Source organism: Gordonia sihwensis NBRC 108236, from assembly GCF_000333035.1.
GTDB lineage: Bacteria > Actinomycetota > Actinomycetes > Mycobacteriales > Mycobacteriaceae > Gordonia > Gordonia sihwensis.
This window is the reverse complement of the sequence record NZ_BANU01000015.1, coordinates 86,205-101,249: the sequence shown is the minus strand read 5'-3', so window position 1 is coordinate 101,249 and position 15,045 is coordinate 86,205. Positions and strand designations below refer to the sequence as shown.

General features: G+C 68.2%; 11 protein-coding genes and 1 tRNA gene. 4 read left to right on the top strand and 8 right to left on the bottom strand.

The genetic code is table 11. The features are described from left to right. Positions 1-49: 49 nt before the first annotated feature. Complete coding sequence (locus GSI01S_RS10925; RefSeq protein WP_006896615.1) at positions 50-766, top strand: GntR family transcriptional regulator; 717 nt, start codon at positions 50-52, stop codon at positions 764-766. Here the strand turns inward: GSI01S_RS10925 and GSI01S_RS10920 are convergent. From GSI01S_RS10920 to ettA, 4 genes are all read right to left on the bottom strand, one after another. Further along, positions 763-1,464 (bottom strand): DUF8185 domain-containing protein, encoded by a 702-nt coding sequence (locus tag GSI01S_RS10920; protein WP_006896614.1) that lies wholly within the window; start codon positions 1,462-1,464, stop codon positions 763-765. The two genes, GSI01S_RS10925 and GSI01S_RS10920, sit on opposite strands and share 4 nt — an antisense overlap. Further along, the gene (locus GSI01S_RS10915) at positions 1,461-1,967 is read right to left on the bottom strand and encodes an acyl-CoA thioesterase (RefSeq protein WP_006896613.1); all 507 of its coding nucleotides are present in this window, start codon (positions 1,965-1,967) and stop codon (positions 1,461-1,463) included. The genes GSI01S_RS10920 and GSI01S_RS10915 overlap by 4 nt, the downstream gene beginning before the upstream one ends. 14 nt (positions 1,968-1,981) lie before the next feature. Beyond that, complete coding sequence (locus GSI01S_RS10910) at positions 1,982-6,580, bottom strand: NAD-glutamate dehydrogenase (protein WP_006896612.1); 4,599 nt, start codon at positions 6,578-6,580, stop codon at positions 1,982-1,984. 206 nt (positions 6,581-6,786) lie between these two features. Then, entirely contained in the window at positions 6,787-8,463 is a 1,677-nt protein-coding gene (gene ettA / locus GSI01S_RS10905) for an energy-dependent translational throttle protein EttA (protein ID WP_006896611.1), read from the bottom strand. 321 nt (positions 8,464-8,784) lie between these two features. On the opposite strand from ettA, the gene GSI01S_RS10900 reads away from it, so the two are divergent. Next, entirely contained in the window at positions 8,785-9,186 is a 402-nt protein-coding gene (locus tag GSI01S_RS10900) for a TIGR02611 family protein (RefSeq protein ID WP_006896610.1), read from the top strand. Between the two features lie 30 nt (positions 9,187-9,216). Here the strand turns inward: GSI01S_RS10900 and GSI01S_RS10895 are convergent, their stop codons facing one another. After that, entirely contained in the window at positions 9,217-11,310 is a 2,094-nt protein-coding gene (locus GSI01S_RS10895) for a bifunctional copper resistance protein CopD/cytochrome c oxidase assembly protein (RefSeq protein WP_006896609.1), read from the bottom strand. 60 nt (positions 11,311-11,370) lie between these two features. Between GSI01S_RS10895 and GSI01S_RS10890 the strand changes: the two genes are divergently transcribed. After that, positions 11,371-11,444 (top strand) — tRNA-Arg (locus GSI01S_RS10890). Positions 11,445-11,553: 109 nt separating this feature from the next. On the opposite strand, the gene GSI01S_RS19535 is transcribed toward GSI01S_RS10890, so the two are convergent. Together GSI01S_RS19535 and GSI01S_RS19530 are read right to left on the bottom strand one after the other, a co-directional pair. Beyond that, positions 11,554-12,165, bottom strand: coding sequence for an HNH endonuclease signature motif containing protein (locus GSI01S_RS19535; protein ID WP_006896608.1), 612 nt, complete (start codon positions 12,163-12,165; stop codon positions 11,554-11,556). Beyond that, entirely contained in the window at positions 12,162-13,052 is an 891-nt protein-coding gene (locus GSI01S_RS19530; RefSeq protein ID WP_006896607.1) for a DUF222 domain-containing protein, read from the bottom strand. Before GSI01S_RS19530 ends, GSI01S_RS19535 begins: the two co-directional genes overlap by 4 nt. A 290-nt stretch (positions 13,053-13,342) precedes the next feature. On the opposite strand from GSI01S_RS19530, the gene GSI01S_RS10880 reads away from it, so the two are divergent. After that, positions 13,343-13,858 (top strand): hypothetical protein, encoded by a 516-nt coding sequence (locus GSI01S_RS10880; RefSeq protein WP_006896606.1) that lies wholly within the window; start codon positions 13,343-13,345, stop codon positions 13,856-13,858. 24 nt (positions 13,859-13,882) lie between these two features. Here the strand turns inward: GSI01S_RS10880 and GSI01S_RS10875 are convergent, their stop codons facing one another. After that, complete coding sequence (locus tag GSI01S_RS10875; protein ID WP_006896605.1) at positions 13,883-15,043, bottom strand: FAD-dependent monooxygenase; 1,161 nt, start codon at positions 15,041-15,043, stop codon at positions 13,883-13,885. Positions 15,044-15,045: the final 2 nt, after the last annotated feature.

Genomic DNA, 15,045 nt, shown 5'->3' with positions numbered 1-15,045 from the left:
GAGAAAGTAGAAAGTTATACAGAAGTTCCTTTCCTGCTAGGGTCGAAGCATGGCGCGATCCACGTATGGGACCCGCGCGGACGACACGTTCGCGACGATGAGAGCCGACATTCTGGCCGGCAGGTTGACACCCGGCGAGAAGCTGAAGTTCCCGGAACTGAGCACCAGATACGGCGTCGGCGTAGGGGTGCTTCGCGAAGCTCTGACCCGCTTGGTCGAACAGGACCTCGTCCGGTCTCAACCGCACCAGGGGTTTCAGGTGACCCCGCTGTCCGCAGAGGACCTGATCGAACTCACAACGGCGCGCGTGGCGATCGAGCGCCTGGTGTTCCGCATGTCACTGGCTGAAGGCGACACTCCGTGGGAGTCGGATCTGGTCGCGAAGCACCACACACTCGAGAGGACTCCGCAGTACGACCGGGACGATCCAGAACGCGTGGGCGACGCGTGGTCGCGGGCGCACGCCGATTTCCATCATGCGCTGTTGGCCGGCTGCCGAAATTCCAGACTGCTGGGGATCGCGACATCGTTGCGTGATTCCGCAGAGCTCTACCGATCGTGGTCCCAGCAGCACTTCAGGCACCCGGACCGTGACGTGATCGCAGAACACCGCGAACTCATGGAACTCGCACTCGCGCGAGATGCCGATGCCGCGGTCGAGGCGTTAGCGCGGCATATCAGCCACACCACCGACATTCTTCTCGGCACCGACCACCGGCAGGAATCGATGTCGGCCGGAAACGTGGGCAGCGGCGTGTCCGCCTAGCTGCGCACGGCCAGATTCAGCACCGAGCGCCGTTGGTAGACCGAGCCGAAGCGCGCGTCCACCCGCACCCAGCTGGACGAGAGACGGACCCGCACCGGCTCGTCCGGCGCGATCGCGTCGATCGGTGAGTCGGCAGTGATCTCGCGGCCGGCGGCGTCGCGGACGAAGCCCATCGCGGTGAGGGCGAAGACCGCACGCATCGACACCTTCGCCCGAGCGCCCGACCCGTTCGGCCCGCTCACCTCGATCACCGTCTGATCCAGCAACGACGACGCCGGGCCGAGCGCGCCGGATTCCGTGCGGGCCACGTCGGCGCCCCTGCGGGCGAGTGACACCAGCTCGCGCGCCGGGACGTCGTCGAGGTGGTCGAAGCCGTCCGACGGGGGCAGCGCGCCCTGCCAGGCTCCGGGCAGTGCGAAGCCGAGCGGGAGCGGACCGTCGCCGCCCACCGCCGCCGACATCGCGCCGACGTCGGCGACCACGTCGGCCGGAGTCACCGAACCGAACACCGAGCGGGTCGCGAGGATGTCGAAGCCGGTGCGCACCCACAACCCGACGCGCCCGTCCGGCCGCTGCTGAACCCGCAGCACGCCGGAGTCGTCCACCCGGCGAGCCCGTTCCAGGAATGCCGCCAGATCGGTTCGGTCGGCCGGCCCGTGCGGGACCAGCACCCGCTCCCCCGCCGCCGCGTCGGTCACCTGTTCACCGGCTCGCGGAGGAAGCTCTGCAGATACGCCTTCTCGTCGGCGGTCATGCGCCGGGGCCGCTGCGTGTCGATGTCGAAGGAGACCAGCTGAGTGGTGGCGACCACCGACGGACGGGACTCGGGATCGGCTCCGTACGGCCGGACCTCGTAGCCCACCGTGAAGTCGACCGCACGCAGTCGCTCCACGAACATGGTGACGCGGATCGGCGACTCGTCGTGGCGGATCTGTCCCTGGTACTTGACGTGCAGGTCGGCGACGAGACAGCCCTTGCGCATCAGCGCGGTGGGCTTGTCATCGTAGAAGAGCCAGGGGATCCGCGCCTCCTCGAGCAGGGTCACCATGCGCGCGTGGTTGATGTGCGCGAATACGTCCATATCCGACCACCGCACCGGGACCGACACCTCGTACCCCCGGTCGGTCCGACAACCGTTATCCGCGAAAAGCCTTCGCTTGTCGACGTTCTCGTCTACGGCGAGGGATTCTTGATCTGCCATGCGCTGTGTGCCTCCTAGCCGACCACACTACGCAACGAGCGCACCGCCACCGACAGGGTGGCGAGGTCCCACCGGCCGGTGGCGGCCAGATCGGCGAGTGTCGACTCGGTCCGCGCGATCATCGCCGACCTCGCCTGCGACCAGTCCGAGATCTTCTGGGCGGCCGGCTCCTCGGGCTCGGACATCGTCAGGATCGCACGCGTCAGCGAGCGCAGCACCGCGAACACCTCGTCGCGCAACGACAACCGTGCCAGCTGGGTCCACCGGTCGGCGTGCCCGAGTTCGGCGATCTGGGAGACCAGCTCGTCGATCCCGAACCGCTCGACCACCGCGAACAGCAGCTCGCCCACCTCGTCGGGCGAGCGGTCGGAGATCTCGGCGATGTCGAGCACGTCGAGCAGTTGCAGCCGGTAGGGACTGATCGCCACCGCCTGCGCCAGTGCGGGCCGGACGCCGCTGTCGGCGAGGGCCGCGGCCCGTTCCCGCACCGAGCGCTCGGCCGTACCGGTGAGCCATTCGTCCAGGCGTCCTCCCAGATCCGCGACCTGCGCGTACCGGGTGGTCTCGGCGGCGATCGCGAGCGGTTGCGGACGGTGCGCGAGAAACCAGCGCGACCCCGCCGCGAGCAGGTTGCGGATCCGGCGGGTCGCGTCGTCGACCGTCGTGGCGGAGACCTGCTCGGTCCTCAGTTCCTCCAGCAGCGCGGCGGCACCGAACACCCGCATCGCCACCACCGTCGCACGCGTCGCATCCTCGACTTCGGTTCCGGAGGTCTCCCCCAGCGCGTACAGGTGTGTCATGCCTCCGTCGGCGACGATCCTGTTGACCAGCACCGTGGTGACGATCTCCCGCCGGAGACGGTGAGTCCGGATTCCCGCGGCGAACCTGGCGCGCAGGGGTTCGGGGAAGTAGCCCGACGCCAGCGCGTCGAACATGTCGTTGTCCGGCAGACCCGACTCCAGCAGCCTGCTCTTGGCGTCGAGCTTCACATGGGCCATCATCGTCGCCAGCTCGGGGCTGGTGAGTCCGCGCTGGAGATCGCCCGCGCGGCGTCTGCGCAGTTGCTCCGGAGTCGGGAGGGCCTCGAGTTCCAGATCGACGCCGGTCGACGCGAGGTGGGCGAGCATCCGCGCGTGCAGTTCCACGTCCTCTCCCGCGGTGTCGCGCGCGAGACCGAGTTCGGCGTTCTGGTCGATGTTGTCCGCGAGGACCAGTTCGGCGACATCGTCGGTCATCGACAACAGCAGGTCGTTGCGGTCGTCGGCGTCCAGCACGCCCGCCGAGATCTGCGAGCCCAACAGCACCTTGATGTTGACCTCGCGGTCGGAGCAGTCGACACCCGCCGAGTTGTCCAGGGCGTCGCTGTTGATGCGCACTCCCGCCAGATCGGCCTCGATCCGGCCGCGCTGGGTGACGCCGAGATTGCCTCCCTCGCCGACCACCCGGACCCGGAGCTGCCCGCCGGTGACCCGGATCGGGTCGTTGGCCTTGTCTCCCACTTCCGCGTCGGCCTCGTCCGACGCCTTCACGTACGTCCCGATGCCGCCGTTGAACAGCAGGTCGACCGGCGCGAGGAGCACTGCGCGGATCAGGTCGGGCGGCGACATCCTCTCCACGGCGTCGTCGAGCCCGAGGGCGTCCCGCATCTGCGGTGTGACGTCGATCGACTTCTGTTCGCGTGACCACACGCCGCCGCCTGCGGAGATCAGGCTGCGGTCGTAGTCGTCCCAGGTCGACCGCGGCAGTGCGAAGAGTCTGGCCCGCTCGGCGTAGGAGGTCGCGGCCACGGGATCCGGGTCGATGAAGATGTGCCGGTGGTCGAAGGCCGCCACCAGCCGGATGTGCCGCGAGAGCAGCATGCCGTTGCCGAAGACGTCACCGCTCATGTCGCCGATGCCGACCACGGTGAAGTCCTGGGTCTGCGTGTCGACTCCCATTTCGCGGAAGTGTCTCTTGACCGACTCCCACGCTCCACGGGCCGTGATGCCCATGGCCTTGTGGTCGTAGCCGACCGAGCCGCCCGAGGCGAACGCGTCGGCGAGCCAAAAACCGTAGTGGTCGGCGACCTCGTTCGCGATGTCGGAGAAGCTGGCCGTGCCCTTGTCTGCGGCGACCACCAGGTACGGATCGTCGGCGTCGCGCCGGAGGACGCGCGCCGGCGGCCGCACCCGGCCGGTGGCCGGATCGAGGTTGTCGGTGATCTGCAGCAGGGCCGCGATGAACGCCCGGTAGCAAGCGATTCCCTCCTCCCGCAGAGCCGATTGATCGACGGCCGCGTCGCCGGTCGCCACCGGGGGGTGACGGAGGACGAAACCGCCCTTGGCGCCGACCGGCACGATCACCGCGTTCTTGACCGCCTGCGCCTTCACCAGCCCCAGGATCTCGGTGCGGAAGTCCTCACGACGGTCCGACCAGCGGAGTCCCCCGCGCGCCACATCGCCGAACCGCAGATGCACCCCCTCCACCCTGGGTGAGTACACGTAGATCTCGAACTTCGGCCTCGGCTGCGGGGCCTGCGGGATCGCGCCGGTGTCGAGCTTCATCGCGATCGTCGGTCCGATGCCGGCCGCCGGGTCGCCGGAGTCTGCGTAGAAGTTGGTCCGCAGGGTGGCCTCGACCGCCGATGCGAGCGCGCTCACCACTCGGTCCGCGTCCAAGCTCAGGATCTCCGCGATGCGCGCGCGCAGATCCTCGAGCGCACGGTCGCGCCGTCCGGGTTCCGCGCCGTCCGGATCGAAACTGGCCTCGAACAACTCCACGAGCCCGTTGGTGACACCGCGATGGTTGCCGAGGACCGCGGCCACGTGGGTCATCGCGAATCCGACGCCGCACTGATTGAGGTAGCGGGCATACGCGCGGATCATCGCCACCGTCCGGGACGTCAGCCCCGCGCGCAGCACCAACTCGCCGAGCGCATCCACCTCCGTGACGCCGAGCCACATGTCGGAGAACGCCTCGGCGATCCGCGCGTCCACGTCGCCGGCCTCGGCGACGTCGACGTGCGGCGCGGGCCGGACCGTGAAGTCGTAGACGGCCACCTGCACCCCGTCCGGGCGGTCCACCACGTGCGGATGCTCGTCGAGGACGGTCAGGCCCAGGCTCTGGAGCATCGGGAGGATCTGCGTCAACGCGGCACGCTGGTCGGCGAGGTAGAGGACGAACCGCCAGGCCTCCGGATCGGTCCGGTCGAGTCTGACGTGCAGTCCGCCGGGGGCCAGGCCCGCCGCGATCGGCAGGTCGACGGCCGCATCCTGCGGATCCCGCTCGTCCCGGTAGCGTTCGCTGACGGTGCCGAGCAGCCGGGCGACCTCCGGGTCGGCCTCCCGCACCGCGCGCACCCGGTCCGGCCACGAGCGGACCGCCTCGTTCAACCGGTCGAGCAGGCGGTCGTCGACCCGGTGCCGCGCCTCGGGATCGGTGCGCATCAGCACCTGCAGCTGGGCCAGCGGCGAGTGCGAGAGGCGGGTCAGGAACTCAGTACGGCTGCCGCCGAGTTCCTCCTCGAGCAACGTGACAACCCTCGACCGCACCGCGGTCGAGTACGTCTCGCGGGGAATGAAGATGAGCACACTCGCGAAACCGCGAGCGGGACCGGTCCTGGCGTAGAACCGCGGATTGCGCGAGGTCTGGGCCTCGAGGAGTTCGCCGATCCGGCGGGTGAGCTCGGCACTGTCGCCGGCCATCAGGTCCGCGAGCGGATACGTCTGCAGCAGTTCCAGCGCCGCCAGTCCGCTGTAGGAGTCCTCGCTCAGACCCAGTCCACGCAGGACATCGGCCACCCGGCCGCGGACTCCGGGCACCGACCGCACCGACTGGTACAGGCCGATCGAGGTGATGGTGCCGACCACCTGGTGCTCGACGCCGTCCAGTCGGACGCGCACCATGATCGGAAAGCGGCTGCGGAGCAGACCGGTCGGCAGATACACCTGGTCGACGCCGACCGGCTCCTCGCCCGCCACCGGCTCCGGCCGGTCGGTGTCCGGATCGCGCCACACCCCGAGGCCGTTCTCCGCGTGCCCGCCGGCGGTGCGGGCGCCCACGGGCAGGAAGTTGTCGCGGGTGGCGAACCAGCTCAGCAGGTCCGCGTCCTCGTCGTCCGCGCTCAACGCGTCCGCGAAGCTCAGCAGCCGTCGATGGATCTGGGCGGCGTCGGCGTGCACCGCCTGTGCCCGGGTGAGTGCCGCGCCGACATCGGCGCACAGTTCGTCACCGTCGACGCCGGACGCGGGGGCTGTGGTGACGCTGATCCACGACTCGGCTCCCGCCTCGTCGCCGCCGACCACGACCACATCGTCGAGGCCGACGATCCGCCCCTGGTCATCGCGGCGGACGGCGAGCACCGGATGGTCGTTCGCGACGATCGTCAGACCACGGCTGTCCAGCACCGCCAGCGTCGATTCGACGAGCAGCGGGGCGTCGTCGGCGACGATCTGAATCTGGATCGATCCGTCCGGCAGATCGGTGGTCGCGACCGCGGTCTCCCCCGGCTCACGGACCTCGCCGAGGCGCAGATGACGCTCGAGGCGGTCCCAGGCCGACGACGCGACGGCGGCGCCGTCGGAGAAATCGGGAAAATAGTAGGCCGCGAACTCCGTAGCGAATGGGACGGTCACTCTGATCTGCCTCCCTAGTGGACCAAGGCAGAGCGCAACACGAGCCGACCGGCGGCCGGGGATCCACCTTGCTAGCGTCGTACGGCTCGTACGTTACCGCGCCGTGGCGCCGCGTGTTCGGATCCCGCGCGAGAGCGACAGAGCCGATCCGGACGTTCCGGATCGGCTCTGTTCGGGTTCGGTGCCGCGGTTCGGCGGCGGACCGTTCAGTCGCGAGTGAGGCGACGGTGCGTCACGCGATGCGGGCGGGCCGCGTCGGCACCGAGACGCTCCACCTTGTTGGCCTCGTAGGCTTCGAAGTTGCCCTCGAACCAGAACCACTGGCCCTCGGAGACGTTGCCCTCCCACGCCAGGATGTGGGTACAGGTCCGGTCCAGGAACCAGCGGTCGTGGGAGATCACGACGGCGCAGCCGGGGAACTCCTGCAGCGCGTTCTCCAGCGAGCTGAGAGTCTCGACGTCGAGGTCGTTGGTCGGCTCGTCCAGCAGGATCAGGTTGCCGCCCTCTTTCAGGGTCAGCGCCAGGTTCAGCCGGTTGCGCTCACCGCCCGAGAGGACCTCGGACGGCTTCTGCTGATCGGCGCCCTTGAAGCCGAAGGCGCTGACGTAGGCGCGCGAAGGCATCTCGTTCTGGCCCACCTCGATGTAGTCGAGACCGTCGGAGACCACCTCCCACACCGTCTTCTTCGGATCGATGTTCGAGCGACCCTGATCGACGTAGCTGAGCTTGACGGTCTCGCCGACCTTCACCTCGCCCGAGTCCGGCTGCTCCAGCCCGACGATCGTCTTGAACAGGGTCGTCTTGCCGACGCCGTTGGGGCCGATCACGCCGACGATGCCGTTGCGGGGCAGAGTGAACGAGAGGTCCTTGATCAGCACGCGACCGTCGAAGCCCTTGTCCAGGTGACTCACCTCGACCACCACGTTGCCCAGCCGCGGCGGGGTCGGGATCTGGATCTCCTCGAAGTCGAGCTTGCGGTGCTTCTCGGCTTCGGCCGCCATCTCCTCGTAGCGGGCCAGGCGGGCCTTGTTCTTGGTCTGGCGGGCCTTGGCGCCCGAGCGGACCCACGCGAGCTCCTCTTTGAGGCGCTTCTGCAGCTTCTGGTCCTTCTTGCCCTGGACCTCGAGGCGCTCGGCCTTCTTCTCCAGGTAGGCCGAGTAGTTGCCCTCGTAGCCGTGCAGCTTGCCGCGGTCCACCTCGCAGATCCACTGAGCGACGTGGTCGAGGAAGTAGCGGTCGTGCGTCACGGCGAGCACGGCGCCCGGGTAGTTCGCCAGGAACTGCTCCAGCCACAGCACGCTCTCTGCGTCGAGGTGGTTGGTCGGCTCGTCGAGGAGCAGCAGGTCGGGCTTCTGGAGCAGGAGCTTGCAGAGCGCCACCCGTCGGCGTTCACCGCCCGAGAGGTTCGTGACCGGAGAGTCCGGCGGCGGGCACCGCAGGGCGTCCATCGCCTGCTCCAGCTGCGAGTCGAGGTCCCAGGCGTCGGCGTTGTCGAGCTCCTCCTGGAGCTTGCCCATCTCCTCCATCAGCTCGTCGGAGTAATCGGTGGCCAGGAGCTCGGCGATCTCGTTGAAGCGGTCGAGCTTCACCTTGATCTCGCCCATGCCCTCCTCGACGTTCTCCTTGACCGTCTTCTCCTCGTTGAGAGGCGGCTCCTGCAGGAGGATGCCGACGGTGGCCTCCGGATCGAGGAAGGCCTCGCCGTTGCTGGGCTGGTCGAGCCCGGCCATGATCTTCAGGATCGACGACTTGCCCGCGCCGTTGGGACCGACGACACCGATCTTGGCTCCGGGGTAGAAGCTCATGGTGACGTCGTCGAGGATCACCTTGTCGCCGTGCGCCTTGCGCACCTTCTTCATCGTGTAAATGAACTCACCGGCCACCGGTTACAGCTCCTGCCTGCAGCCTTCGCTGCGACGAAATGATTGCTCTGAAAATGACTGCTCTTCGGACATGCTGGCCGAACGCCTCTGCGCCGGCGCATGGTTCTGTGGTCCATCCTATCGGTCCCGGCGCGGGCCGATTCCGGACGGCCGCGGTACCCGGCCGCCGCGGCGATGCGTGCCCCGGGCCGTGGGTCGAATACGTGACACACGGCTGCGCACCTGACGATCCACAGTGTGGTGTGTCACACTGGGAACCGCCCTGCGGGGCCACCCGTTACCTGTGGGTAACCGCTACGACGACGAGGGGATCTGTCCACGATGCGACTCCGGTTGAAGATCTGGCACCGGCGACGACGCTATGCGATCCGTCAGCAACCGGTCCTCAACCGCTTCTACCGCATCGGCGTCGGCTTCGTCGGCACACTTCTGGTGCTCGCCGGCCTGGTGATGATCCCCTTGCCGATCCCGGGCCCCGGCTGGGTGACCTTCTTCCTCGGCCTCGGCGTCCTGTCCACCGAGTTCGAATGGGCGCACCGCGTGACCTCGTTCATGCGCAGACTGCTCCACAAGGCGGGCGAGATGACCGCCGACGTGGCACACGCCGCGCGCACGTGGACCGCCGGACACCTCGACTACCACTCGGGCCTGGTGTATTTCCGCAGCTGGATCGAGCATCAGCGTGCGCTTCAGCTCGGCCAACTCCAACTCGCGATCGCATAGCCGCCCGCCGGGCGGGCCCGGCCGCGGCGGTTATCTCTCGCCGTCGCCCTGCGCTGCGAGATCCTCGGCTCCCGTCTCGGCCTCGGCGGACACGGGTGCCGGGGCGTTCATCCGCCGCAGCATCTGGTTGTAGCTCTCCAACTCGGCGTCGTCGTCCCGCTCCTCCTTGCGGTCGAACCTGCGGGCCGCGCGATCGTCCTGCCGGTGCCACTGGATCAGCAGTGCCAGCATCACCACCACCAGCGGGAACTCACCGGTCGCCCATGCGATGCCACCGCCCATCCGCTGATCGGCCGCCATGTCGAAATTCCACGGGTGCTGCAGCGAGCGGTAGTAGGTTTCAGCGATGATCGAGCCGGTCATCATCAGCGCGACGCCGAAGAAGGCGTGGAACGGCAGCGATCCCCACACGACGCCGAGCTTGGCCACCGGACTGATCTGCCGCGGTGCGGGATCGATCCCGATCACGAGCCAGTAGAACAGATACCCGCTGACCAGGAAGTGCAGATTCATCAGCAGGTGCGCGGAGTGGTTCTCGACCACCGCGTCGAACAGTCCGCCCAGATACAGCACGTAGAAGCTGCCGACGAAGAGTGTGACCACGATGAACGGATTGGTGATGAAGCGCGAGTACGGGCTGTGGATCGCGGTGAGGATCCATTCACGCGGCCCGGGCGGGTTGCCGCGTCCGGCGGGCGGGATCGCGCGCAGCGCCAACGTCACCGGGCCGCCGAGGACCAGCAGTACGGGGACCAGCATCGACAGCATCATGTGGCTCATCATGTGGATGCTGAACATCGCCGGCGCGTACCGGCCGAAACCCGATGAGGTCGCGATCAACAGCGCCGCGCAGCCGAGCAGCCACGACACCGTCCGGCCCACCGGCCACTTGTCTCCGCGTTTGTGCAGCCGGTACACGCCCCGCAGGTAGACGATGGCCGCGACGATCGCGAAGGTGCCGAAGATGAGGTCGAAGCGCCAGTCGACGAACAGTTTCGTGAAGGTCGGCGGACCGTCGAGGTCGTATCCGATCTTCAACTCCATCGGCGAGACGTTCGCCGTCCCCAACACCGGCGGCGGCGTGCGCGACAGCCCGGCGCCGAGGCCGAAGGCGACCGCGAACACCACCAGTTCGACGACGGCGAACCGCACGAACAGCGACTTGCGCGGCTCGTCGGTGGCTGCGAGTTCGTCGATCGTGACCTTGCGGTGCAGGCCGCCGAGTAGTCCGGCGAGGACCACCGCGACGAACTTTCCGACGGCCACCAGACCGTAGGTGGTCGTGAGCAGATCCCCCAGGGACATGCGGACCAGCGCGTTGATGATGCCGCTGAGCGCCACCACCAGCAGACACCAGAACGCCACCCGCGAGTAACGGGCCACGGCGAGCGTCCGCCACCGGCCGTCACCGAACGCATACGCCAGGACGGCCATCAGCCCACCCATCCATAGGGCGGCCGCCACGATGTGCAGGATCAAGCTGTTGGTCGCGAGATCGTGCGCACCGCCGGCCGACGAATGCCCCAGCAGCGCCGACGGCATGAGCGACAGCAGCGCCAGCGCCATCGCGAGGAACGTCCATCCCCAGCGCATCGCCACCCGCGCCACCACCGCCGCAAGCACGGCAAAGATCGCGGTCCACAGCCAGTAGCGGCCGTCGGCGACCACCCCGTAGGCGGTCATCAGGTTCTTCGGGACGAGGGTCTCGGAGAGCGGTGAGCCACTGACGTCGGAGATCGACAGCGGGATCATCGCCAAGGCGCACACCGCCCAGACAGTCATCGACGTGGCCGCCCAGCGCATGGCGCGGAAGCCGCCGACGTCGAGCGCCCCGTTGTCCTGCGAGGGCACGAAGAAGGCGGCGAACACCACGCAGCCGAGACCGATGGCGGCGCTGAGCTGGCCGATCACCGTCATCACCGGCATCCCGTAGGTGGTGAGCCACCCCGGATCGGGCACACCGGTCAGTTGCAACGCCGTCGCCGCCGACGCCGCGGTCACGATGACCGCGGCGATCGATCCGACGACTGCCAGCAGCGCGATGAGGACCGACCGCACCCCCGACGGGTCGGTCAGCCGATCGCGCACTGGTTGCTCCGCCGGCCCGGCGGACGTCACTGTCATGGTGTCCACTGTAGGACGGGATATAGTAGTCCTTCGCCGGCACCTGTCGAGGGCCGGCAAGCCTCCATAGCTCAGATGGATAGAGCAAGAGCCTTCTAATCTCTAGGTCGCAGGTTCGAGTCCTGCTGGGGGCGCTTTGACCTGCAGAGACGCTGGTTCGCCGCACGACGAGGTGGAGCCTCGTCCCGACGAGAGGGACGTGGCCGGAATCTCACCGGTGGCGACGGTGAGTCCGGGACCGACTCAGAAGGGCGGTTCGCCCGGACTGTCGAGGACAGGACTCTCACCGCAGCGGCGCTGCGACCGGAGCCGCATTCGGTACGCGTGTTTGGCCTGAGTACGGGTCCGTGACCGTCCCGGCTGCGTCGTCGTGTCGACGAATCCGGGCGCGACGGGTGCGCCGTGCAGGCACGGCACCGAACCGAGGTCGGGCAGGAGCCAGTGGTTCCTGGCGCGGGCCCGGACGGTGTAGCCCGACGGCGTGGTGGTCTCGGTCCAGATCACGCCATTCGCATCGACGACTTGATCATCCAGCCAGCCGTCGGCGTAGGTCTTGATCAGATGATGGAAACGACACTTCGGATTCAAGTTGCACGGGCAGGTCTGCCCGCCAGCTGCCGGCTGGGCATGGTTGTACTCGCAGACATGATCGAGATCGCACGCCCACGCTGACCGGTTGCAGCCGGGCACCGAGCAGGTGCCGTGCACGGCGCGGACGGCGGCGTCGCAGGCAGCGGTCGGGCGGTACGGGTTGCCTGCCTGCGCGGTCTGCTCGGCCAAGCCTGCGATGTCGAGCGGCCGCACCGTCGCATCCGCGCGAGCGGCGATCTCCCTCGCGTGATGTGCGTCGATCACGCCGAAACCGTCGAGATAGGCGGCCTTGTCCCCGCCGCCGGACAATGTGGACGCGTCGACGACGACGTGCACGACGATCTTGGCGAACTGCGCCCGGACCTCTTCCTCGGCCGCACGTGCCGGCAGTCATCGCGGCCGCAGTCGCAGCCGAACCGGGTGCCGAGTACGGCGGCGACGACCACATCGGCGCGCCGCTGGCCGACGGTGCGGGAGTCCGCCTCGCACACCCGGGCGGCGCGCGCCCTGGTGGCCTTGTCCATCAGAGTCACGTCCTCCGCGCGGGTGGCGACGGTGAGGGCGGACTGGTCGACGTCGTGGGCGATGGTGACGCCGGGCGTGTTGGCGCGGCGTTTGTCGCGCACCCCGTCGGCGTCGTACTCGGCGACGAACCGGCGCGCGGTCTGCTCGGCCACACTCATCGACACAGCGCCGTGCCCGCGGAGGTCCTGAGCGATCTCGGCGTCGATGGCTGCCATCAGCGCGGCGTCGGTGACCGCGCCGCACTGCAGGACGATGGCGCCGAATGCACGTGCGCTGATGACTCCGTCGCGGAGCAGGCGTGCGGTCTGCGGCAGACGTTCGGAGGCTTCGACGGCGAGGGTGACCTGTCGGATACCGGTGTCCTTCGAGACCGCCTGCACGATAGCGGCCTCAGCGCCCACGATGGCGGTGGCATCGGCCAGCAGTCGTGCGGACTCGACGTCACCGGCCGAGCCCGCGGCACGACGCCGCTGCATCGCATACAGGTGCCCGAGCCGCAACCACGCAAGGTGGGACTCCTGACGGGCGATCTCCGCGACCGCGGTGATGTCGGCGAGATCCTGTGCGGCAGCGTCAGACGTGTCGACGCCACCCACCCCCGCAGCGTCGATGCTCGGGTTCGTCATGTCCGCCTCCCCTGCAACACATATCGAACGTATGTACCCATATTATGTGATTGAATCTCATATGGCAATAGTGTAATTCGATATTCTTAGACTCTCGTCGACGCTCGCCCCTCCGCTCGAGAACAGTCACTCACACCCGAGATTCACGCGCATTTCCGACGAATCCGGTGCCACCGCGAAATTCGGTGACTTCCTTTCGTTTGCGACAGCATTCAGCTGTTCTCACAACGACGACTTCGGCGTAGCGTCGTATTCGTCGTCAGATGCATGCAGTCAAAGGAGATACCGACATGAACAATCGAATCGTTCGGACGGCGACGGTGGCCGGAATCGGCGCCCTCTCCCTGCTCGGCGCCGCCGCGGCGCCCGGCATGGCCGCTGCCGCACCGCACATGACCGATCCGGCGAAACTCGCGATCGACGGCGACTTGATGATCGCCCCCGGCGTCCACCTGCTGAACATCGAGGCGCAAGGTGCACGCGACATGGACGGCAAGACCCACGGGACCTACGTCGCGACGATCATGGACGGTATGCACAAGACTCCGTTCCAGGTGAAGGGCCCGGTGACGTGCATCTGGACACACGGCGACACCGCCTCGCTCGTCTACCCGATCACCGAGACCTCCCCCAACATCGTCCCCGCCCAGCTCAGCGGCGCGTACGCGGTGAAGATCTCCGTCCGCAAGGGCAGCGGGATGATGAACGAAGTCGGGGTGATGGGTCCGATGGCGACCTCGTCGTTCCACGGTTGCGCGCCGGGCGCGACTCCGAACATGTTCCACGGCGACGTCATGATCGGGTGAGGCGGAGTTCAGGCGGCCGTCGAGTCATCGAGCAGAACGCACTGGCGCCAATTGCCTCGTGAATGCGTCACGGCCCGCGATATCGCACAAATGGCGCAGGAGGATGCGATCCGGAAGAATTCGACTTACCCGAATGACGCGGCCCCAGAACAGGGTTTGCGGCGCATTCACAATGCGGCCGATCATCTGTGATTCACGGACCACCCGCCGCACTCGGCGACGCCTCACGTCATGGAAGAGCTGCAGTGCATCCTCCGGACCCGCACTCGTGCGGAGAGCGGCCGCCAGTACGACGGAGTCTTCGATCGCCTGACATCCGCCCTGCCCCAGATGCGGACGCATCGGGTGAGCAGCGTCGCCGATGATCACCGCACGACCGTCGTGCCACCGGCGTGCGACGGGCCGGTCGTACAGGTCGTGTCGCATCAGCGCCGAAGACGGCGTCGCTGCGATCACCGCGTCGACCGGCTCCGGCCAGCCTCTGCCGACGCGAGCGACCTCGGCGCGCTCGTCGTCGAAGACCGCGGCCTCCGGGGCCTGTGCCGTGGCGAACCAGTACGTCCGCCCGGCCGGAAGCGGCACCGCGCCGAACTGCGACCGCGGGCCGATCATCTCGCCCGCGAGATCGGGATCGATCGAGATGTCGGCCACGCCACGCCACGCGGTGTACCCGGCGTACCTGCTCGACAGACGGTCGTTGAAACCGCGGGCGATACGGGAATGCGTTCCGTCCGCGCCGACGACGAGATCGGCTCGCATCTGAGCACCGTCGGCCAGGGTCACGACTGCCTCGCGGCCCACGGTGCGCACGGTCTGCACGGCGACACCGGTGCGCACGGAGTCGGTGGGCAGCGCACTGGCGAGCACCTCGTGCAGCGTTCCCCGCAGAATGACGGCGAGTTCCTCGCCGGCCGCCGCGGCGAGCGCGCCCGGCGGAGGCTTCCGGATCCACGTTCCGTCTCGCCACCTCAGTGCTCCGCCGCCCACGCGTGCCGACTGCGACCGGACCGCGTCGCCGAGGCCGATCCAGTCCAGTGCTGCCAGCGCGTTCGGCCAGAGACTGATGCCCGCGCCGCCGGTCGACTGCCGTCGAGATTCGAGAACGACCACGTCATGTCCGTCGCGGACCAGGGCCGCGGCAGCGGTCAACCCGGCGATGCCCGCACCCACGACGACCACCCGCACGG

Bases quoted from the DNA above. Each gene is read 5' to 3' on its own strand.
- GSI01S_RS10900 (WP_006896610.1), top strand. From the start codon at position 8,785: ATGCGACTCCGGTTGAAGATCTGGCACCGGCGACGACGCTATGCGATC.
- GSI01S_RS10925 (WP_006896615.1), top strand. From the start codon at position 50: ATGGCGCGATCCACGTATGGGACCCGCGCGGACGACACGTTCGCGACG.
- GSI01S_RS10880 (WP_006896606.1), top strand. From the start codon at position 13,343: ATGAACAATCGAATCGTTCGGACGGCGACGGTGGCCGGAATCGGCGCC.
- GSI01S_RS10915 (WP_006896613.1), bottom strand. From the start codon at position 1,967: ATGGCAGATCAAGAATCCCTCGCCGTAGACGAGAACGTCGACAAGCGA.
- GSI01S_RS19530 (WP_006896607.1), bottom strand. From the start codon at position 13,052: ATGACGAACCCGAGCATCGACGCTGCGGGGGTGGGTGGCGTCGACACG.
- GSI01S_RS10895 (WP_006896609.1), bottom strand. From the start codon at position 11,310: ATGACAGTGACGTCCGCCGGGCCGGCGGAGCAACCAGTGCGCGATCGG.